Raw genomic sequence first — 20,483 nt, 5'->3', positions numbered from 1 at the left:
TGGCAAGTATGAAATAGTGTACAATGGAAATGATCTGCAGTTTAGGGAGGATGAAGGTTAGATGAAAAGTACAATTGGCGAAGTTAAACATCATGTCGGGCAATCTGTCACAATTGGCTGTTGGTTAAATAAGAAACGTTCGAGCGGTAAAATACAATTTTTGCAGCTGAGAGACGGCTCCGGATATATACAAGGTGTTGTTGTAAAAAGCGAAGTAAGCGAAGAGGTCTGGGAAGCGGCCTCCAAGTTGACACAAGAGAGCTCGTTATACATAACAGGTACAGTGAAAGAAGATACGCGCAGTAAAGGCGGCTTTGAGCTTGACGTGACCGGTGTGGAGATTATTCAAGTGACAGAAGAGTATCCGATTACGCCAAAAGAGCACGGGGTCGATTTCCTCATGGATAATCGTCACTTGTGGATCCGCAGTCCGCGTCAGCGTGCCGTGCTCGTGATTCGCGCGGAAATTATTAAAGCAGTTCAGCAATTTTTCAACGATCGCGGATTCCATCTAGTCGATCCTCCTATTCTGACGCCATCTTCGTGTGAAGGAACGACCAATTTGTTCCATACGAAATATTTCGATGAAGACGCATTCTTGACGCAGAGTGGACAATTGTATATGGAAGCCGCGGCGATGGCACTGGGGCGTGTATATTCATTCGGTCCGACCTTCCGTGCAGAGAAATCTAAGACACGCCGTCACTTAATTGAATTCTGGATGATCGAGCCTGAGATGGCGTTCGTGGATCATGCAGAGAACCTTGAAGTGCAGGAGCAATTCGTTTCACACATCGTGCAAACCGTGTTGGCGAATTGTAAAGCTGAGTTGGAAACGCTGGAGCGAGATACATCCAAGCTGGAGAAAATTAAAGGCAGCTTCCCGCGCATCACGTACGATGAAGCTGTAGACTATTTGCAAAAGAATGGACATGAATTTGCTTGGGGTGAAGATTTCGGAGCTCCGCACGAAACGGCGATTGCCGCACAGTACGAGACGCCAGTTTTCATCACACATTGGCCAACAGAAATTAAGGCTTTCTACATGAAGCCAGATCCGAGCCGGCCTGAAGTTGTGCTTTGTGCCGATATGATCGCACCTGAAGGATACGGCGAAATCATTGGCGGAAGTCAGCGGATCGATGATCCAGAACTCATGGCGCAGCGTTTCACGGAGCACGAGCTTTCACAAGAAGCATACCAATGGTACTTGGATCTTCGAAAATATGGTACAGTGCCTCATTCAGGCTTCGGGCTAGGTTTAGAGCGTACCGTTGCTTGGATTTGCGGATTGGATCACGTACGTGAAACGATTCCATTCCCGCGTTTGTTATATCGTCTTTACCCATAAGCTGAGGATGGTAGGGAGATTTAGGTTTCATGGGAGAAAGGGGATCAACGTGTGAGTCCATCAACATATAATCAGGCTCGAATCGAAACGATCCTGTTAAAGAGCTTACAAGAAGGAACTGTCGCGGTTCCGAGCCTTCTGCTTAAGCTGTACCGCAGTTTGCAGTTAAGTGAGGTCGATGTGATGACACTCATTCATTTGATTTCATTCGTAGAGAAGGAGAACAATAGCTTCCCGACATTGGATGAAATTCAGGAGCGCATGTCAGCATCGCCTGATGCGGTTATCGCAAGTGTTCAAAAGTTGATTCGCGATCAATTCATTGCGATTGATGAACAGACCGATATGACGGGCTTCCGCAGTGAGGTGTACAACTTAACGCCTCTCTATACGAAGCTGGCGAAGGGAATGGCCGAGCAGCAGCTAAGGGAGTTGAGCGAAGCCGCACCTACTCAAGCAGCACAAGATGATCGGGTGAAAAATATTTACACGACGATTGAGAACGAATTCGCACGGCCATTAACGCCGATGGAGTTTGAAACGATCTCCAATTGGCTAGATAAAGACAATTATAAAGAAGAACTGATCCTGACAGCTTTGAAAGAGGCTGTATTCGCAGGTAAAGTGCATTTTCGTTACATTGATCGGATTTTGCTGGATTGGAGCCGTAATCGGGTTTCGACAGCAGAGCAGGCCAAGGAATATTCACAGCGTTTTCGGCAGACGCGCTCATGAAAAAAACGTCCAATTCTCACATTATCAGGGTGGGGAGTGGGCGTTTTTTTTTGAAGAGCTCGCTAAGAAATTGATGAACACGTAAGCTAGTGGTGCTAAAAGTACGGAGATAATCGAAAAAATCGATTATCTCGCAGCAATGTGGCGAAAAGTGCGGAGATAATCGGAAAAAAACGACTATCTCGCCTGCAACGAGGCGAAAAGTACGGAGATAATCGGAAAAAAACGACTATTTCGCCAGCAATGTGGCGAAAAGTGCGGAGATAATCGAAAAAAAACGACTATCTCGCCAGCAACGAGGCGAAAAGCGCGGAGATAATCGAAAAAATCGACTATCTCGCCAGCAACGCGGCGAAAAGTACGGAGATAATCGAAAAAATCGACTATCTCGCCTGCAACGCGGCAAAAAGCGCGGAGATAATCGGAAAAATCGACTATCACCCGCCACTCCACCACCCCGTCAGAACGAAAAAAGCCTCCCATCGCGGGAGGCTCTATCCACAAAATTTTTTACTTCGTCATCATGTGATAACGGTACACATACTCGAACAAAAACTCGAACGCCTCGAGGTGGCGCTTCGCCTCGAACGCGTTCGCACCCCAAGCATAAATACCGTGCTTGCGCAGCACGATGCCTGGAATGCGCGGCACGATTGCACCTTCAACCAGCTCAGCAATACGCGGAATGGCTGCGTAGTTCGGCAGGATCGGAATCTCAATTTGAGCTTCCTCGTCCCAGATGTTGAACGCTTTGATCAGCTCAACCCCGTTAACTGGGATGCTGCCGCGTTCACCATACAGCTCAGACACCAAGTTGTTGTAGATCGTGTGTACGTGAAAAATAGCCCCAGCACCTGTCAGGCGATAAATCTCACTGTGGATCAACGTTTCTGCCGAAGGCTTCAAGCTAGTCGCCTCGGTAGGAAGCCCCTTCTCATTGACGAGGAGGAAGTCTTCCGGGGTTTGCACCGATTTATCTCGACCACTGGATGTAATCGCAAAGGTAAAAGCGCTTGGATCGAACTCGCCAACACGTACAGACAAATTTCCGCTAGTCGCTGGAAACCAGCCGCGTGCCGCCAAATTCGCTTTAATCTCGCGCAGTTCAGTAAACGCGCGTTGTTTCTCTTCTAGTAAAATACTCATAGAACGGGACTAGCCTCCAGTTGCTTAATAATATCGAAAAACGTTTCAAACGGATGGTATGCATAACCGAGCTGCTCACAGCGCTCAACGAGATGGGATCTAGCGAAGATCGTATCCACCAGCTTAGCTCCCTCGAAATCCGTTACACTGTCGCCGATAATAATGCGCTCGTACCGATCCCCATCATAGGAGCGGATGATGCTTGTTTTGCACATGCCGCAATCTGTCGCGCAATGCTCATCACACTTATTTGGCCAAAGAATCTCAATCGTTTCTCCATCAAACGAGCTCGCATTACAATAAATGTGATCCACTGGAATCGGAAACGCGCTCAGAAGCGGGTAGATGAAGAAATCAATGCCGCCGCTTGTAATCAAGAGCTTGATGCCTTGTTCCTTGCAGTAGGAAACAAATTCAGCGAACCCGTCGCGAATGACAGCGTTGTTAATCGCATAATCGACAATCTCCGCTTTGCGGGAGGTTGGCAGCAGGGCAAACATGGCCCCAACACCCTCGCGAATGGAGATTTGCTGGGTAATAATTTGCTCGACAATGCCTTCCCAGCCTGGCGGGTTGAAATGTTTCATAATCGCAACAATGTTATCGTTAACGGTAATCGTACCGTCAAAGTCACAGAAGATAATGCGTTCCTTACTCATTCTTTGATCCCCCAAGTGTCAATAGCTGATTGTAATTCTGGATGTGTTTGGGCGTATTCGCGTAGTAGGTGGCCTTGCAGTGTTGCATCAATCGCTTGACGGAACGCTCGACCGCCAGCAATAGTACCCATCGGATGACCGTGGACACCGCCGCCTGCATTGACGATGACATCGTGACCGAAATCGCGCAAGATGAGCGGTACGAGGCCAGGATGAATGCCAGCGGAAGGCACAGGGAAGCTCGTGGCCAATTTTAATTTTACATCAGCAGGAACTTGATACGTGTAATCTTTATGTAAATCTTGCGTAAGCAGCACATGTTTAATCGCTAAATTCTCTTCCTTCGGCATAACGACGGAGCCATATGGGGAAGGGAAGAGCACGAGATCAGCGCCAGCGAGTCGCATCAACTTACCTAACAACACGGAAGCCGAGATGCCGTAATGCGGTGAAGGATACATCGCTCCCGCCATAGCAGGATGCGCCATAATCGGAATGTTGATTTCAGGGTCTGCGCTCAATTCATGCAGGACATCGAAACCGTAGGACAGCACATTGAACAACAATGCGTTTGCGCCTTCCGCTACGGCTTTTTTCGCTTGAGAAGCAAGCTTAGAGGTTGGACCCGTTAAATTCGTCGCGTACAAAAGCTTCTGATGGGTTTCCTTCTTCGCTTGCTCAGCAGCTTCCAAGCAAATCGCGATACGTTTCTCAATCGGCGTTAAAGGATTTTCGAACAGGATTTCATCATCCTTGATGAGATCCACACCGCCAGCGGCTTGCAAGTAAAATTGTTCGCGCAATGCAGGCAATTCATAGCCGACAACGGATTTGAAGATACTCATGAGCAAGGGGCGATCATACACGCCAAGAAGATCCCGTACGCCCTGCATCCCGAATTTCGGGCCAGGGAAGCCAGCAAGGAAATCCGCGGAGAAGGCGAGGTCAATCAGTTTGATTTTGCCATCCATCGACAGCTTCCCAAACACCGTAACCAACAACGCGGGAATATCGCGGCTAAAATTCACATCCGGATAAGCGATGGTGATATCAGCATAACGAGACGAGGCAGGCTCGCCTGGCGCAGGTTCGTGAACCTCAACGGCAACGACTTTGCCGAGATGCTTCTCCATGGAGGCTTTCTGAGCCTCAGGGAGATCGGTCCAGCTGCCAACCGTTAGGCCAACGGCGATGCCAGTTGCTTTTTTATGGTAATCGGCCTTCTCATCGAAGCTCCGATACGTAGCTAAACAATAGGAACTCATACCCAATCTTCACCTGCTTTTATTTAAAATTAAACGGACTTGCCAACTGGGCTGGAAGTTGACACAGCAATTTGCTCACCCATTTCCTTCGCACGCGCGGCGGAGTGGAACACAGCTTGAGCGACAGCTTCGGTGAACTTAAAGCGATCCAAGGCCTCGATGGAAGCTTGTGTTGCCCCATTCGGGGACGTCACTTTGCGACGCAGCTCGGCTGGGTCTTCTTTCGTTATTTTCACCATATGAGCAGCGCCTAGAACGGTTTGCAGTGTTAACTGTCTCGCATCTTCCTCTGTCAACCCGCCTTCAATGCCAGCTTTAATCAAGGCTTCCATGAAGTAATACACATAGGCAGGACCGCTGCCAGATACGCCCGTCAGCACTTCAAGCTTATCTTCCTCGATGATCGTCACCGTTCCGACTGCTTCAAACATTTGGATAGCGAGCTGTTTGAATGTATCATTAACTTTTGACGAGAAGCTCATTCCTGTTGCGCCTAATCCAATGGTCGAAGACGTATTCGGCATCGTTCGAACAATCGGCAGCCCGACTTGCAGCAATCGCTCTGCTTTCTCGATCGACAGCCCCGCAATCACGGATATCAGCAATTGTTTCTCATGCAGCATCGGCTGAAGCTCTGCGAAGGCAGACTCCACATCTTTCGGTTTCATGCAAAGCACAACAACATCAGCTTCACGCAAATATGCCTCTTTCGTTGCTGGGTCGCAAGAAGCATGCAGCCCATATTCCGAGCGCAGAAAAGCTAGTCGATCTTGATTCGCGCGATTCATCATATAAATGTGCTGCGGGTTGGCGACTTCGGTCTGGATCAATCCACGGACAATGGCTTCCGCCATGGAGCCCGCGCCTACGAAGGCGATTTTCGCTTGCGATAATGTAATAGACAACGTCATTCCTCCTCAAATCAATCTTAATTATTCGCGTATTTGTCCGCTTCCGTAGATGCGGTATTTCGTTGAAGTTAAGGCTGGAAGACCCATTGGCCCGCGGGCGTGCAGCTTCTGGGTAGAGATGCCGATTTCAGCGCCGAAGCCGAATTCAAACCCATCTGTGAAGCGCGTAGAAGCATTATGGTAAACCGCAGCCGCATCCACTTCTTGAAGGAATCGCTCTGCGTTCCCCGCATCCTCTGTGACGATACATTCAGAATGCATCGTGCCGTACGTGCGAATGTGAGTGAGAGCTTCATCCAAATTTTGGACAACTTTGATTGATAAAATATAATCGCCGTACTCCGTACCCCAATCGGACTGTTCAGCGACGACCATGCTTGGGACTAACGTTCTTGCGCGCTCATCGCCTCGTAGTTCCACATTCACGCCTTGGAAAGCTTCAGCTATCGCAGCAAGATGCTGCTCCGCAATCGCTTCATGCACAAGTAAGGTTTCCATACTGTTGCAGACGGAAGGGCGCTGCGCCTTGGCATTAATGCCGATACGAATGGCCATGTCGAGCTGTGCGCTTTGATCTATAAAAGTATGACATACGCCCGCGCCTGTTTCAATGACAGGGACAGAGGCGTTATTGACAACATTTTGAATAAGTGAGTGACCGCCACGTGGAATAAGTACATCGATCAAGCCATTCAGCTTGAGCATTTCGTCAACCGAGCTGCGATCCGCGCTCAGAATGAGTTGCAAGGCATCCGCTGGCACAGCAGATCGTGTTAAGGCGCCATGCAGGACCTCGACAATTTTCTCATTGGAAAATAAAGCAGAGGAACCGCCACGCAGTACGACTGCGTTGCCGGTTTTGAGGCATAAGCCTGCGGCATCGACCGTTACATTTGGTCTAGCTTCATAGATCATCCCGATCACGCCGAGAGGTACACGGATTTTGCGAATCTGCAGTCCATTCGGGCGGTCAAAAGATTCAAGCGTATCACCGATCGGATCAGGTAACTCTACGATTTGACGTAAACCTTCCGCCATCGCTGCAATGCGCGTCTCATTCAAGGCTAAACGATCAAGGAGGGAAGCACTCGTTCCGAGCTCCTTGCCACGCTGCAAATCTTTCCCGTTCGCTTCAATGATAGCTTGTTGCTCTGTAAGTAACGCATCTGCCATAAGAAGCAAAGCTTCGTTTTTCTGTGCGGTGGTTAGATTGCCCATGGTTCGGGCTGCTTGCTTCGCAAGCTTGGATTTGCTAATAACTTCACTCATATAGAAACCTCCTATTTGAAAAAGGATTGGCAGTGCGGTAACAACTGATCGACACTAAGCTCATAGCTCTGTCCTGACCGGCGTTCTTTGCATTCGACGATGCGTTCGTTGGCTTTTTTACCAATGGTTATTCTCAATGGGAAGCCGAGAAGGTCGGCATCATTGAACTTTACGCCAGGACGTTCTTCCCGATCGTCCCAAAGGACCGTGAAGCCTGCGCGCTGCAATGTCGTATAAAGCTCCTCTGATAATGCAAGCTGATGTTCATCTGTCACATTCATGGTGAGTAGATGGAAGTTGAAAGGGGCAATGGCGTTTGGCCACACGATGCCTCGCTCATCTTGATGCTGCTCAATGACAGCCGCTAGGACACGAGAAACACCGATACCGTAGCAGCCCATAATCATAGGTTCAGCTACGCCATTCTCATCGGTGAACGTAGCCCCAAGGGATTCGCTGTACTTCGTGCCAAGCTTGAATACATGGCCCACTTCAATCCCTCTAGCAAATGCAAGCTCCGTGTCGCAATGGATACAGTGCTCGCCATGTCCTACATTCCGAACGTCAGCATAGGTGAGTTCACCTAAATCTCGCTCTACATGGACATGTTGCAGATGGTAGTCGGCCGTATTCGCCCCAACCACGGCGTTCACCATGCCTTGAATGGACGTATCCGCAATCAGCTTGCAGCCAGTTAGTCCAATAGGACCAATAAACCCTGCAACCGAACCAAGCGCTGTAATCTCAGCTTCAGATAGCATCTCTACTTCCTGAACACCTAGCACATGCTTTAGTTTAATTTCATTGATCTCTAGATCGCCCCGAATTAGAACGATGGCAGGAGAGCCTTGTGATTTTACAGCAAACGATTTAATGATTTGTGTTGGTTCAATCGCTAAAAACTGACTTAACTGCTTGATGCTCGTGACACCAGGTGTATGCACACTTGAAGGGCTGCTAGCTTCCTGTAAGGAGGAAGGTTCATTCGTGATTCTACCGATCGCTTTCTCTAAGTTCGCCGCATAGTGGCAGGATGGGCAGTGTACGATTGTATCTTCGCCAATGTCGGCTAGTGCCATGAATTCATGGGTATCTGTGCCGCCAATGGCGCCGGAATCCGCTTCAACGGCACGGAATTGAAGTCCGCAACGTGTGAAAATATGGACATAAGCTTCATACATTGCTTGATAGCTGGCATCGAGACCGCTTGCGCTGCGATCGAAAGAGTACGCATCCTTCATCAGAAACTCGCGACCGCGCAGCAGGCCGAACCTAGGACGACGCTCATCTCGGAATTTCGTTTGGATTTGGTACAAGGTGACAGGGAGCTTCTTGTAAGAGTGAATTTCATCCTTCACAAGCGTTGTAATGACTTCTTCATGTGTCGCACCGAGTGCAAATTCGCGCCCATGACGATCTTCTAGCCGCATCAGTTCAGGGCCGTAGACATCCCAGCGTCCAGATGCTTTCCATAATTCGGCAGGATGGAGTGCGGGCATGAGCATTTCTTGTGCGCCAGCACGGTCCATTTCCTCCCGTACAATCGTTTGTATATGCTGTAAGGCTTTCATGCCTAGGGGTAAATAGGAATATATGCCACTGGAGAGCTGGCGTATTAATCCTGCTCGCAGCATCAGTCTATGGCTGGCTGCTTCGGCGTCTCCTGGAACATCTCTAAGCGTTGGAACTAAAAGTCGTTGTTGTTTCATGTTGTGAAATCCTCACTTTCGCTTCGTTAAGCTAGCGGCACCCATTCATCACGGTGGATGACCTCGATGCGCGCGACTTCCACGCGACGCTGCACGTCGTCGGTGGAGAGGCCAGCCGCGGCTTGCACTTGCCAAGCCGCATAATTGACGACGCCGCGGCCTAGCAGCGTGCCTTCACTGCACACCACCTCGACGACGTCGCCGGGGTGGAAGTCGCCTGTAGCTCCCGTGATGCCAGCCGGGAGCAGGCTCTTGCCGCCGTTGATCAGGGCCGCTCGGGCCCCTTGATCAACGATGATTTGCCCTTGGGGCAGCGAGTGGAAGCCGACCCACTGCTTCTTGACCGGCAGATTGTTCAGCGCCGTGTCAAAGTAAGTTCCCTTGCCTGTGCCTTGCACGGCAAGGTTTAAATCACCGGGCTCGAGCACGCGCCCGATGAAGACCGGCACGCCCCCGCGCATTGCGATGCGGGCGGCTTCGACCTTGGAGCGCATCCCGCCGGTGCCGACCGCGCTCCCTGAACCTCCAGCGAAGGAGAACAGCTCATCGCTGATGGCATCTACGCGATCGATGCGCTGCGCGTTCGCATTCTTGCGCGGATCGTCCGTGTACAGGCCGTCCATATCCGTAATGATGATTAATTTGCTCGCTTTGACCAAATTGCCCACCAGCGCCGACAACGTATCGTTGTCGCCGAATTTCAATTCATCGACCGAGACGGTGTCGTTCTCATTAATGATCGGGACGACGCCGCGCTGCAGCAGCTCGTCGATCGTCATCATCGCGTTCTGGACGCGCTTGCGGTTGGAGAAGTCGTACCGAGTCAGCAAAATTTGCGCCACGCTCACGCCGTGGGATGCAAATGCTTCATGGTACGCCTGCATTAAAAGCGCTTGGCCGACCGCAGCTGCGGCCTGCTTCTCGTGCAGCACCTTCGGCCGCGTGCGATAGCCAAGGGAGGTGAATCCCGCGGCAACTGCGCCTGAAGTCACGAGCAGCACTTGGTTGCCTTCGGCCTGCAAGCGGGCTAGTTCCGCTGCGAAAAATTGTATTTTATCCGGATTCAATCCGCCGGTCTCTGAGGTTAAAGAGGAACTGCCGATTTTGACGACGATGCGTTGTGTCATCCCGATCCCATCCTTTGATCATTAGAGTTTATGTATAAACAAAAAAGACTCCCGTCCTTAACTTAAGGACGAAAGTCTGTAGCTTCCGCGGTACCACCTTAGATTAGCGCATGTCAAATAAACTGCACTCCACTCTAGATTCCCTTGGTAACAGAAGGGCGCTGTTCAACTCATCGTTGACGGTTCAGGGGCGGGTTCAGATTCGGTTCACGGCAAGCTCTCTCAGTCGGTGGAGCTTACTCCCTGGTTACGTGCGGCACGATTCTTACTATTCCCATCATAACGTTGCTGTTTGCAATTTTAAAATATAAGAATTTATAAGTTTCACGCAATAAATTGTCTTATATTTCTGGATAAACGCTCCCGTCCTTAAAGGACGGCGTAGCCGTTTATTTTGATTCTATCTAGAATAGCATGGTGTGCAAGATTTTGTAAAGGAGTAATCGTCTTGTTTCAGTTAAAACAAATTCAACTTTCCAATCCGTTGCACTGCCTCTGCGAGTCGTTCTTCCGATGATAAAAGACCAAGTCTGACATAGCCCTCACCGTGTGTACCGAAGCCTACACCTGGCGCAACAACGACTTTGGCTTCATCTAGGAGAAGATCGGCTAAGCTCTGGGACGAATGGCCTTTTGGCACGGGCAGCCAGGAAAAGAACGAGCCCTGTGACGGCTTAGCGTTCCAGCCGATGCTGGCCAGCGCTGTATATAGCGCATTGCGACGGCTTTCGTACACATCGCGCAGTTCAGTCACGCAGTCTTGTGACGCTGTTAAGGCCGTTGCAGCCGCAACTTGTATGCCGCCAAACAAGGAGCAGTAGTAGTGATCCTGCATTAAGTTAATGAGGCGGATCACTTCTTTATTACCAAGGGCGAACCCTACGCGCCAGCCGGCCATGTTGTACGTTTTGGAAAGCGTATAGAATTCAACGCCGACTTCCTTCGCACCAGGTGTTGAAAGGAAAGAAACAGGCTTCTGCCCATCAAAGCCGATCGCCCCATAGGCAAAATCACTTGCAACAACGACACCAGTTCGCTCAGCAAAAGCAACGGTTTCTTCATAGAAAGAAGCGGAAGCCATCGCGCCAGTCGGGTTGTTTGGATAGTTGATGAACATGAGTTTCGCACGATCTAGATCGGATTGCTTCAATTGGGTGTAATCTGGCAGGAAGTTATTTTCTTCCCGAAGCGGCATAAGAGCCATCTCTGCACCCGCAAGGGCAACCCCTGACCAGTAATCGGGATAACCTGGATCAGGAACAAGGCATACATCGCCTGGGTTCAATAAACATTGGGCAATTTCGATCAAGCCCGTTTTGCCGCCGAACAAGATAGCGACTTCCGTATCGGGATCGAGATCCACGTTGTGATCTTCTTTATAACGCTGTGCGATGGCTTGTTTCAAGAAGGGAAAGCCAGTGAACGGCGGATATTTATGATAAAGCGGGTTTGCTGCGGCTTCTTGCATGGCAGCTACAATGTGCGGGGGCGTTGGGCGGTCTGGATTCCCTTGGCCTAGATTGATAACATCATGCCCTGCGGCAATTTGGGCGTTCGCTTTGCCAACCAATGTTGCAAAGAATTGGGTCGGAAGACCTTTCATTCGTTCGGCAGGTTGAATGGTGAAGCGGGAAGAAGTTGAAGAAGAGTTCGTCACGGTTTAATTCACACTCCGACAGTCGGGATTTTATCTATCTTTTAATGTAACATGATTAAACTTTTTTTCATAGTCGATGAAGATATTCGATTTTACTTGGAAGAACGGCTATCTTACAATGGGGATAACCACGGCAAGGGAGTTGAAGAGAAATGTCAATCAACGAAGGTGTTGCCCAAGTTTTTCTGCAGGAATCGATACGCGCCTTTCAAAGTATGAAGGAGCTGGGGGATAAGGCGTTTGCCCAAACGGATGCCTCACATTTTTATGAAGCGTTAGACCCCGAATCGAATTCTCTTGAAGTGCTCATTAAGCATATGCATGGGAATAAGTTGTCCCGATGGACCGATTTCTTAACCTCAGATGGTGAAAAGGAATCACGGGATCGCGATGGTGAATTTGAAGGTGAGAACTTGTCGCGCGAGGAACTATTGTCTCTATGGGAAGAAGGCTGGCATGTCCTATTGTCGACACTACATGCGCTGACTGCGGAAGATGTGCTCGCCAAGGTGACAATTCGAGGAGAGAGCCACACTGTTCTCCAAGCGATTCAGCGTCAAGTATCTCACTATGGGTATCATGTTGGTCAAATTGTGCTGCTTTGCAAGCATTGGGCAAGTGGGGAATGGCAGACACTCAGCATTGCTAGAGGACAGTCTAAGCAGTACAAACCTGCACAGTAGGAGGACACTATATTGAGTTGAAATTGATTTTCGACTAGTATGTATTCATATATCAATGTTTTGGAATTGGAAGGAGTCATTTGGCATGTCGCAATCACAACTGCTTCACTTAGCTCTCATTCAAATGGATATTACAATTGGAGAACCCGACACGAATTATGGCCATTTAGCCCAATTGCTTCTTCAAGCTGTTAACGGTGAGCAGAAGCCAGACGTCATTATTTTTCCCGAAATGTGGAATACAGGCTATGCGTTAACGGAAATTCATCAGCTTGCGGATGTGAACGGGGAGCGGACGAAAGCGTTTCTGAGCGCTTTTGCTCATGAACATCAAGTGAATATTATCGGCGGCTCGATTGCGAATAAGCGCGGGGATCGTGTGCTCAACACGATTTATGCATGGGATCGCGAAGGACGTGAGATGGCGGAATACTCCAAAATTCATTTGTTCCGCTTAATGGATGAAGAGAAATTCCTGCACAGCGGGGATCAGCTAGGTTTATTTGAGCTGGAAGGCGTTCCTGCGGGCGCAATGATCTGCTACGATATTCGTTTCCCTGAGCTTTCACGCAAATTAGCGCTGGATGGCGCGCGTATTTTATTCGTCCCTGCGGAATGGCCGCATCCGCGTCTGCATCACTGGCGTACACTGCTTATGGCCAGAGCCATTGAGAACCAAATGTACGTTGTGTCCTGCAATCGCGTCGGGACGAGCGGCACGACGAATTTCTTCGGTCATTCCATGGTGATCGACCCTTGGGGCGAGGTGCTGGTGGAAGGCGATGAGAGCGAAGCGATTTTGCGCGCAGAGATTGACCTTGAGGAAGTTGTCCGTGTACGAGGTAAAATACCCGTTTTCGAAGATAGAAGGCCTCATTTGTATTAAGGAAGTTGATTTTTGCAACGATATTTTGTAAACTAAGACCAATTGAATGATCAATTGTGGCTGTGAAGGATGAATAGTACTTGAAATACTTCATATTCAGCGAGTTGGGGAATGGTGTAAGCCCAGCATGAAGCTCAAGGAAACGGCTATCCGGAGCCAATACGATAAAGGGGATACATGCTTGTGTGAGGTGTATCAACTAGGGTGGAACCGCGGGTGCAGAAGCTCTCGTCCCTAGGCATTCTTTGATGCCTTTGGATGTTGAGCTTTTTTGTATCCAAATGGACGTCAAGGGTCTTAGTCCTACATTAAATGAAAGCTTAAGGAGCGATTGAACAATGAGTGTTACGATGGATCAAGTTGTTGCGTTAGCGAAGCACAGAGGTTTCGTATTTCCAGGTTCAGAAATTTACGGCGGTTTGGCCAACACATGGGATTACGGTCCCCTTGGTGTTGAGCTGAAGAACAACATTAAGAAGGCTTGGTGGAAAAAATTCATTCAAGAGTCCCCATACAACGTAGGTTTGGACGCGGCGATTCTGATGAACCCGCAAGCTTGGGTGGCATCCGGTCACGTAGGGAACTTCAATGATCCGATGATCGATTGCAAAAGCTGTAAAGCCCGTCACCGCGCGGATAAATTGATCGAGAACAAGCTGGCGGAGAAAGATATTGAGATCGTCGTTGACGGTATGACGTTTGACGATATGATGAAGCTGATCGTGGAACACAACATCGTGTGTCCAGATTGCGGGAGCAAAGATTTCACGGACATCCGTCAGTTCAACCTGATGTTCAAAACGTTCCAAGGTGTGACAGAAGCAAGCTCCAACGTGGTGTATTTGCGTCCTGAAACGGCACAAGGGATTTTCGTGAACTTCAAAAACGCGCAGCGTACGATGCGTAAAAAGCTGCCATTCGGTATTGGCCAAATCGGGAAGAGCTTCCGTAACGAAATTACGCCAGGAAACTTTACGTTCCGTACGCGTGAGTTCGAGCAAATGGAACTTGAATTCTTCTGCAAACCAGGCGAAGACTTGAAATGGTTTGAGTACTGGAGAAGCTTCTGCCACGAATGGTTGCTTAAGCTTGGTGCGAAAGCTGAAAATCTACGCCTTCGTGACCATAACGAAGATGAGTTGTCCCACTATAGTAACGCAACAACGGATATTGAGTACAAATTCCCGTTCGGTTGGGGCGAGCTTTGGGGTATCGCGGACCGCACGGACTACGACTTGAAACAGCATATGGCGCATTCTGGTGAAGATTTCAATTACATCGATCAAGAAACGAACGAGCGTTATGTTCCGTATTGTATCGAGCCTTCCCTAGGTGCAGACCGTGTAACGTTGGCGCTTCTGATTGACGCGTTCGAAGAGCAGCAATTAGATGGCGATGACAGCCGTACCGTGCTTCATTTCCACCCAGCATTGGCGCCGATGAAAGCAGCGATTTTCCCGCTTTCCAAGAAGTTAAACGAAGGTGCGCATGCGGTATTCGCTGATCTTGCGAAGCATTTCATGGTCGATTATGATGACACAGGTTCCATTGGTAAAAGATACCGTCGTCACGACGAGATCGGTACGCCGTTCTGTATCACGTACGATTTCGAGTCCGAAACCGATGGTCAAGTAACCGTTCGTGATCGTGATACGATGGAGCAAACGCGTATGCCAATTTCCGAATTGAAAGCCTTTATCGAAAATTCCCTTCAATTCTAATCGGATTAGCCAATTGAGATTGGCGCGTATAGCGAAATAGATAACCCCCTGCTGGATCCTCCTTTAACGAGAAGGTCAGAAGGGGGTTTTGTTCATTTTTGATCAAATCACATAGTCCAGAACTTCACTATAAGGCAAATATCGTTTCACTTCACGAAGCGGCGGGCTGTAAACATGAATGGAAATCGCAGGCTCGTGAAACGGATTGCTAAGCTGATGAATTTGCTCCTTCGGGGCGATGAAATAGTCGCAAGCTTGTATGAAATGATCCCTGGATGCAACAGGGTAGCCAGTTTCATCTAAGGTGTAGATCGAATTCACCAATGTGCCTGTGACTAAGCAGGCTGCGCCAATGGACGAGCCGTGGTTATGGATGGCCGTGGAACGTGAAGGGGGAATGTGAATGATAATGACTTCCAGATGAGGCGTGCTATACACCACATTTCTTCCATAAGCGTGCTGTGATGGCTCGGTTTTTAAATCAGGGACGTACGTTAGGTTTCGTTCGATCGATTGGAGTGCTTCTACTAATTGCTGGGTTGTAGGGGATTGCAATTTACAGAATGTCTGTTCAATAGCTCGGATGAGCGACATCGCTTCCGCCTCCTAGGCAACCTATCCATTTATCAACAAAATTTTGTGAAATGATAAGTTTTTGTTATATAGTATGCCGCTGAAGTGAAAATGGTTAGAGATACATGTTAAGTTTTTCACACTTTAAAGCTAGGTCTCTTAATTATTTGAAGAAGGGGGGCCTGCGGATTGTTGGTTTTATCCTACGAACGGCACATGTCTGCAATCCTTAATTGGTTACGAATTTATGCAAACGCTATCTTTTCCTAGTGCAAGTATACTATCTTCTAACAATTACTACCTTTGCACTATACCAAGCATTCGTTTTGAGCCTTATAGTTAGTGTCACATGCATGAAAATGGCATAATTTTGTAAAGCTTTGATAAATTCTACGGCATCCGACATTATTTACTATTTTGTGAGTGAGAAGTGTGGGTATGACTAGGATTTTCATTTTATGGAAATAGAAGGGGAGTGGGAGATTGACAGGTTTAGCTGAAGAGACGCACATGCATGAATTTACAGAGAGAATCGGCATCTCACAAGCGGAGATTGCTAAGCTGCATGAGAAATCATTTCTGAATGGCGTTCAACGAGATTCGACACGAGTCCGATTTCGGGTGCAAGGCAAAATGATGGAACGGCTGTTAGCTAAAAACCAAGCGCTCATGGATGTCATCCTACGGCAATCACATTTGAAGACGAACACCTTCTACTTTCCTTATTTACTCATCGTGACAGATAGTCATGGCGTCATCTTGTCGATCAACGGTGATGAGAAATCTGTCAACCAAGCAGCCAATTTAAACAATATAGGGATTGGTTCCTCGTTATCTCTCTCCAGTGCAGGGACGAATGCAGTTTCAGCCGCGATCGATCTTCAGCGTCCTGTGTGGATTAGCGGTGAGGATCATTATCTAGATACGATGCATAATTGGGTGACCATGTGCGTACCGATCCATAATTCGGATAATGTGAGCATGGGTTACTTAGTATTAACGGCATTTCAACCCATCTCGGGGCCATTCATGTACCCGTGTATCAAATCCATTGCCTTACTGCTCGAGTATGAGCTTCGGAAGACAGAGTTGCAGAGCAAGACATGGTTCATTGAGGAAATGCTGGAGGAACGGTTGAAAGCTTTTAAGCTGACGCTGCGCGAGAAAGAAGTTGCGACCTACTGGCTGCTGGATTACGATTATAAGCAAATTGGCAAGGTACTGGGCATAAGCGAGAATACGGTGCGCGTGTATGTCACCAAAATCAATCGCAAGCTGAAGGTGAACTCCAAAGCTTCCTTGATTCTTAGTGTTCTTGGCGCGATTTAGCAAGCAGGGCATGATTGTCATACATATGCATTACTGAATTGTTAGAAATGAAGTACATGATACCGCATATAGCGTATACATAATTCCAAGAAGACTTCTATCTCACACACGTGTGGGGTGGAAGTTTTTTTATTCTTGCAATGATGTCTTCCAGAACCATGATTCTAAGCCCAATTCCATGGGGTGAGTCAGGCGATTTCCTCCATGGAGATGCTTCTCTCTACAAAATGCGATGCAGTTTTTGTCGATACGGATACGCGGAAGACCCATTTTTCGAGGAAAATGAGGAAATGCCGCGGTATTCCACACATCTAAACATGTGTTAAATAAACAGTGGTATCTGATTGGCTTTCAAATGCGCTCCGATAGAACTACGCCTAACCGTTTCCTTAGCACGACTCTTGGTTGAAAATCCTGATTTTGGATCCCAGATTGCTGCCCGAATAGCTTGAAATCCCTATAAAACAGGTATTTTCATGTCGAAGTGGCTTGCGGATTACAGTAAATGCATTAGGTCATTTGAATTAAACACTATGTATGATTTGCGCTTCCGACATTACCGTCTATATTTGAGGCATCCCACCGAAACGGGAGGGAAAATGTCGAGCTTTGAGGGACGGTAGGCTATGAGACAAAGAAGAAAGGCCTTGATCCTGCAGCCTATTAAATGGGTTCTTCTACTAGGCGTTGTCGGTTCAGGATCGGTTTACGGATTAACGAAGGCAGGCTTCATCGAATGGAACTCCGATCATCAATTATCCAGTCTGATGTTCTGGAAATCAGACACGCAAGCATCGACCAAAGGTGTTGCGTTAGCAGCTGGCGCAGATCCAACTGCCAAGGTTTCCAGTAAGCCAACGCCATCAGCAGCGTCATCAACAGCACCAACAAGCACACCAGCAAGCACACCAGCAGCTTCTACGCCGCCCAGTGCAACACCCCCTGCAACACCGCCAGCAACAACTCCTTCGGGAGCTGTTCAACTGATCTCGCAAGCACAGAGTATTGTTCCTGTGAATGCGAATGAGAAAGCGTGGTTGGAACTTGCAGGTGAGATCAAACTGGATCCAGGCAAGTTGTTCTCTTACCAAGCTTGGTTGAATGAAGTCAGCAAGGGTAAGGCGCCGGAGAAAAAAAATGACGACCTGTCACATGTTGCAAGTCTGTTATACGAAGCAGCGCTGCGTGCAGGTATGGGGATCGGTGAGCGATATGCGCATCAAGATAATCCTGCTTATGCACCTGCCGGTTTCGATGTTGATTTTCAGCCTGACAAAAAAGATTTAACCTTCTATAACTCGCTTGGTGTTCCAGTAACAGTAGGAGTCATTTATAACGGTGAAACTCCAGTAGTTACGCTTAATGGAAAACCGAAAGGCGATTGGAAGGCTCCTAAAATTACAGTGAGTAAAGAAGTGTTCGCACCTGAAAACATGATTGTGACGGACTTTACTTTAGTTGGACAAGGCGATGTGAAACGAAGTGATGGCCTGCCTGGTCTGCTGGTCAAAGTGTTCAATGATGAGAAGAATGACGGTAAGAACCAGCTGATATATAAAGATTTCTATGCACCGCATCCGATCATTATCGCCAAGGCACCAACGGGGGAAGAGGTTAAATCACCGTAATTCAGGTGTATGAACAAGGAAGCTGCACAGATCCGTTACGTACTCTATCAACAGAAGGGAGGACCCCCCAATGCGCATAGGTGAACTATTTGTCATGAACGGACTCATCACAGAGGACCAGCTCGAACAAGGGCTGAAACAACAGGTGCACACCCGAAAGAAGATTGGTGAAATTCTGATCGACAAAGGGCTAATTACCGAAAGACAACTCGTCGAAGTGCTGGAGTTTCAACTTGGGTTTCCAGTCGTCAATATGTATGAGACGCAATTAGATATGCAAACGGTTCAATTAATTCCAGAAACGTTGGCAAGAAAACACTGTGTCATTCCGATCGAGCGTAAAAATGGCAAAATCAAAGTCGCAATGGTCGATCCGCTAAACTATGGAGCCATTGAAGAAATTCGTATGGCGACGAATATGAGTGTACAACCTGTGATTGCGATTCGCTCAGAGGTTGAACAAGCTATCACGAAAAATTACGGCTTGAAAGAATCCGTCGATGAGTTGATGGTCGACTTAGACAAAATCGAGATCAAAGATGAGGAGCAAGAAGCGAACGATCAAGGATCGCCGATTGTGAAGCTCGTTAATCAAATTATACAATCCGCCGTGCAGCAGAAGGCGTCCGACATTCATGTTGATCCTCAAGAGAAATCATTGATCGTCAAGTATCGGATCGATGGTGTGCTGCGAACGGAGAAGGCGCTGCCGAAACATATGCAAGGCGTATTGACGGCAAGGTTGAAAATTATCGCCAAGCTGAACATCGCGGAACGTCGATTGCCTCAGGATGGTCGGATTCAAATGCAAGTGGATAACCGTCGCATTGATATCCGGGTATCTACCCTGCCTACGGTCCATGGCGAAAGTATCGTTCTGCGGATTCTGGATCAGTCAGCTGGGATCAAGAAAATTGCTGAATTAGGCCTAAGTGATGCTAATTTAGTGAAATTCGACAAAATGATTCAGAAACCGAATGGAATCATGCTGATATCGGGACCTACTGGAAGCGGGAAAACGTCCACATTGTACTCGGCATTAGGTCAACTCAATGTGGATGATGTGAAAATCATCACTGTCGAAGATCCTGTCGAGTATCGGATGAATGGCGTAACGCAGGTGCAGGTGAACTCGCAAATCGGTCTCACTTTTGCCTCAGGACTGCGCTCTATCCTTCGTCAAGATCCTAATATTGTCATGGTAGGGGAGGTTCGGGACGCGGAAACCGCGGAAATCGCCGTACGCGCCTCACTAACGGGTCACTTGGTGTTAAGTACCATCCATACGAATAGTGCGGTTAGCACCATTAGCCGTTTGGTGGATATGGGCATTGATTCGTATCTCATCGCTTCATCGCTTTCCTGTATCGTAGCGCAACGACTCGTTCGGCGCGTATGCCGTGAATGCGCGGCTCAGGTACCAGCGAGAGAAGATGAAATGAAGATGTTTGAAGCTCATGACTTGCTTGGTGGCAGTGAGCAACAGCTTGCTGGCACAGGAACTGGCGTCGTCGTTCCATTGATAGGATCCAAATCTACTGAGAAGCCAGTTATGGTAACACGAGGCAAAGGCTGCGGCACTTGCAATAAAACAGGCTATCGCGGACGTATTGCCGTACACGAGCTGCTCGTCGTTGATGAACCGCTGCGCAGTCTCATTGTACAAAATCGCCCTGTAAGCGAGTTGGAGCAGCATTTAACGAAGCATGGTTACAAAAACATGCTGTATGATGGTCTGCTCAAGATTAGACAAGGTCATACCACCATTGAAGAAGTCTTGAAAGCCGTATCAGATGAATAGACGGTAAGTGTGGGGAATCAGCGTAAGCCGTGA

Annotated in this window: 18 protein-coding genes; 8 read left to right on the top strand and 10 right to left on the bottom strand. The window is 48.3% G+C overall.

What is annotated here, in order from left to right:
• Positions 1–61 precede the first annotated feature (61 nt).
• Positions 62–1,351 carry an asparagine--tRNA ligase gene (gene asnS / locus MJB10_RS14785; protein ID WP_314795793.1) on the top strand — a complete coding sequence of 430 codons (1,290 nt, stop codon included), beginning with the start codon at positions 62–64 and terminating at the stop codon, positions 1,349–1,351.
• Positions 1,352–1,402: 51 nt separating this feature from the next.
• Positions 1,403–2,086 (top strand): DnaD domain protein, encoded by a 684-nt coding sequence (locus MJB10_RS14780; protein WP_314795792.1) that lies wholly within the window; start codon positions 1,403–1,405, stop codon positions 2,084–2,086.
• Positions 2,087–2,263: 177 nt separating this feature from the next.
• Here the strand turns inward: MJB10_RS14780 and MJB10_RS14775 are convergent, their stop codons facing one another.
• From MJB10_RS14775 to MJB10_RS14735, 9 genes are all read right to left on the bottom strand, one after another.
• The gene (locus MJB10_RS14775) at positions 2,264–2,569 is read right to left on the bottom strand and encodes a hypothetical protein (RefSeq protein ID WP_314795790.1); all 306 of its coding nucleotides are present in this window, start codon (positions 2,567–2,569) and stop codon (positions 2,264–2,266) included.
• A gap of 27 nt (positions 2,570–2,596) precedes the next feature.
• On the bottom strand, positions 2,597–3,232 hold the full coding sequence (gene mtnB, locus MJB10_RS14770) for a methylthioribulose 1-phosphate dehydratase (protein WP_314795788.1): 636 nt from the start codon (positions 3,230–3,232) through the stop codon (positions 2,597–2,599).
• The gene (locus tag MJB10_RS14765) at positions 3,229–3,891 is read right to left on the bottom strand and encodes a 2-hydroxy-3-keto-5-methylthiopentenyl-1-phosphate phosphatase (protein WP_314795786.1); all 663 of its coding nucleotides are present in this window, start codon (positions 3,889–3,891) and stop codon (positions 3,229–3,231) included. Before MJB10_RS14765 ends, mtnB begins: the two co-directional genes overlap by 4 nt.
• On the bottom strand, positions 3,888–5,156 hold the full coding sequence (locus MJB10_RS14760; RefSeq protein ID WP_314795785.1) for a 2,3-diketo-5-methylthiopentyl-1-phosphate enolase: 1,269 nt from the start codon (positions 5,154–5,156) through the stop codon (positions 3,888–3,890). The genes MJB10_RS14765 and MJB10_RS14760 overlap by 4 nt, the downstream gene beginning before the upstream one ends.
• A 29-nt stretch (positions 5,157–5,185) precedes the next feature.
• Entirely contained in the window at positions 5,186–6,067 is an 882-nt protein-coding gene (gene proC / locus MJB10_RS14755; RefSeq protein WP_314795782.1) for a pyrroline-5-carboxylate reductase, read from the bottom strand.
• A gap of 21 nt (positions 6,068–6,088) precedes the next feature.
• A complete protein-coding gene (locus tag MJB10_RS14750) occupies positions 6,089–7,336 on the bottom strand; it encodes a glutamate-5-semialdehyde dehydrogenase (RefSeq protein ID WP_314795781.1) in 1,248 nt (415 codons plus the stop codon).
• Positions 7,337–7,347: 11 nt separating this feature from the next.
• On the bottom strand, positions 7,348–9,045 hold the full coding sequence (locus MJB10_RS14745) for a proline--tRNA ligase (RefSeq protein ID WP_314795779.1): 1,698 nt from the start codon (positions 9,043–9,045) through the stop codon (positions 7,348–7,350).
• Positions 9,046–9,071: 26 nt separating this feature from the next.
• Positions 9,072–10,172: a glutamate 5-kinase gene (gene proB / locus MJB10_RS14740; protein ID WP_314795777.1), complete on the bottom strand. Its 1,101-nt coding sequence runs from the start codon at positions 10,170–10,172 to the stop codon at positions 9,072–9,074.
• A gap of 457 nt (positions 10,173–10,629) precedes the next feature.
• Entirely contained in the window at positions 10,630–11,829 is a 1,200-nt protein-coding gene (locus MJB10_RS14735; RefSeq protein ID WP_314795775.1) for a pyridoxal phosphate-dependent aminotransferase, read from the bottom strand.
• A 152-nt stretch (positions 11,830–11,981) separates the two neighbouring features.
• Here MJB10_RS14735 and MJB10_RS14730 point away from each other — a divergent pair, with 152 nt between their 5' ends.
• From MJB10_RS14730 to MJB10_RS14720, 3 genes are all read left to right on the top strand, one after another.
• On the top strand, positions 11,982–12,512 hold the full coding sequence (locus MJB10_RS14730; RefSeq protein ID WP_314795773.1) for a DUF1572 family protein: 531 nt from the start codon (positions 11,982–11,984) through the stop codon (positions 12,510–12,512).
• Between the two features lie 85 nt (positions 12,513–12,597).
• On the top strand, positions 12,598–13,398 hold the full coding sequence (locus MJB10_RS14725; RefSeq protein WP_314795772.1) for a carbon-nitrogen family hydrolase: 801 nt from the start codon (positions 12,598–12,600) through the stop codon (positions 13,396–13,398).
• A 338-nt stretch (positions 13,399–13,736) separates the two neighbouring features.
• Positions 13,737–15,119, top strand: a complete 1,383-nt coding sequence (locus MJB10_RS14720) for a glycine--tRNA ligase (RefSeq protein ID WP_314795770.1) — start codon at positions 13,737–13,739, stop codon at positions 15,117–15,119.
• Between the two features lie 102 nt (positions 15,120–15,221).
• On the opposite strand, the gene MJB10_RS14715 is transcribed toward MJB10_RS14720, so the two are convergent.
• Positions 15,222–15,713 (bottom strand): cysteine dioxygenase, encoded by a 492-nt coding sequence (locus tag MJB10_RS14715; protein WP_314795769.1) that lies wholly within the window; start codon positions 15,711–15,713, stop codon positions 15,222–15,224.
• Between the two features lie 462 nt (positions 15,714–16,175).
• On the opposite strand from MJB10_RS14715, the gene MJB10_RS14710 reads away from it, so the two are divergent.
• From MJB10_RS14710 to MJB10_RS14700, 3 genes are all read left to right on the top strand, one after another.
• Positions 16,176–17,021, top strand: a complete 846-nt coding sequence (locus tag MJB10_RS14710; protein WP_314795768.1) for a LuxR C-terminal-related transcriptional regulator — start codon at positions 16,176–16,178, stop codon at positions 17,019–17,021.
• Positions 17,022–17,647: 626 nt separating this feature from the next.
• Entirely contained in the window at positions 17,648–18,649 is a 1,002-nt protein-coding gene (locus tag MJB10_RS14705; RefSeq protein ID WP_314795766.1) for a VanW family protein, read from the top strand.
• Between the two features lie 70 nt (positions 18,650–18,719).
• On the top strand, positions 18,720–20,450 hold the full coding sequence (locus MJB10_RS14700) for a GspE/PulE family protein (protein WP_314795764.1): 1,731 nt from the start codon (positions 18,720–18,722) through the stop codon (positions 20,448–20,450).
• The last annotated feature ends 33 nt before the right edge of the window (positions 20,451–20,483 follow it).

This window comes from Paenibacillus sp. MBLB1832, assembly GCF_032271945.1.
In the GTDB taxonomy this organism is placed as follows: domain Bacteria; phylum Bacillota; class Bacilli; order Paenibacillales; family NBRC-103111; genus Paenibacillus_E; species Paenibacillus_E roseopurpureus.
The sequence above is the reverse complement of the archived record's forward strand: the minus strand, read 5'-3'. Positions and strand labels throughout refer to the sequence as shown.

What these genes read in the sequence shown, in the direction of transcription:
- asnS (WP_314795793.1), top strand. Translation starts at nt 62, where the DNA reads ATGAAAAGTACAATTGGCGAAGTTAAACATCATGTCGGGCAATCTGTC.
- MJB10_RS14775 (WP_314795790.1), bottom strand. Translation starts at nt 2,569, where the DNA reads ATGGGAGGCTTTTTTCGTTCTGACGGGGTGGTGGAGTGGCGGGTGATA.
- mtnB (WP_314795788.1), bottom strand. Translation starts at nt 3,232, where the DNA reads ATGAGTATTTTACTAGAAGAGAAACAACGCGCGTTTACTGAACTGCGC.
- MJB10_RS14765 (WP_314795786.1), bottom strand. Translation starts at nt 3,891, where the DNA reads ATGAGTAAGGAACGCATTATCTTCTGTGACTTTGACGGTACGATTACC.
- MJB10_RS14760 (WP_314795785.1), bottom strand. Translation starts at nt 5,156, where the DNA reads ATGAGTTCCTATTGTTTAGCTACGTATCGGAGCTTCGATGAGAAGGCC.
- proC (WP_314795782.1), bottom strand. Translation starts at nt 6,067, where the DNA reads ATGACGTTGTCTATTACATTATCGCAAGCGAAAATCGCCTTCGTAGGC.
- MJB10_RS14750 (WP_314795781.1), bottom strand. Translation starts at nt 7,336, where the DNA reads ATGAGTGAAGTTATTAGCAAATCCAAGCTTGCGAAGCAAGCAGCCCGA.
- MJB10_RS14745 (WP_314795779.1), bottom strand. Translation starts at nt 9,045, where the DNA reads ATGAAACAACAACGACTTTTAGTTCCAACGCTTAGAGATGTTCCAGGA.
- proB (WP_314795777.1), bottom strand. Translation starts at nt 10,172, where the DNA reads ATGACACAACGCATCGTCGTCAAAATCGGCAGTTCCTCTTTAACCTCA.
- MJB10_RS14730 (WP_314795773.1), top strand. Translation starts at nt 11,982, where the DNA reads ATGTCAATCAACGAAGGTGTTGCCCAAGTTTTTCTGCAGGAATCGATA.
- MJB10_RS14725 (WP_314795772.1), top strand. Translation starts at nt 12,598, where the DNA reads ATGTCGCAATCACAACTGCTTCACTTAGCTCTCATTCAAATGGATATT.
- MJB10_RS14720 (WP_314795770.1), top strand. Translation starts at nt 13,737, where the DNA reads ATGAGTGTTACGATGGATCAAGTTGTTGCGTTAGCGAAGCACAGAGGT.
- MJB10_RS14715 (WP_314795769.1), bottom strand. Translation starts at nt 15,713, where the DNA reads ATGTCGCTCATCCGAGCTATTGAACAGACATTCTGTAAATTGCAATCC.
- MJB10_RS14705 (WP_314795766.1), top strand. Translation starts at nt 17,648, where the DNA reads ATGAGACAAAGAAGAAAGGCCTTGATCCTGCAGCCTATTAAATGGGTT.
- MJB10_RS14700 (WP_314795764.1), top strand. Translation starts at nt 18,720, where the DNA reads ATGCGCATAGGTGAACTATTTGTCATGAACGGACTCATCACAGAGGAC.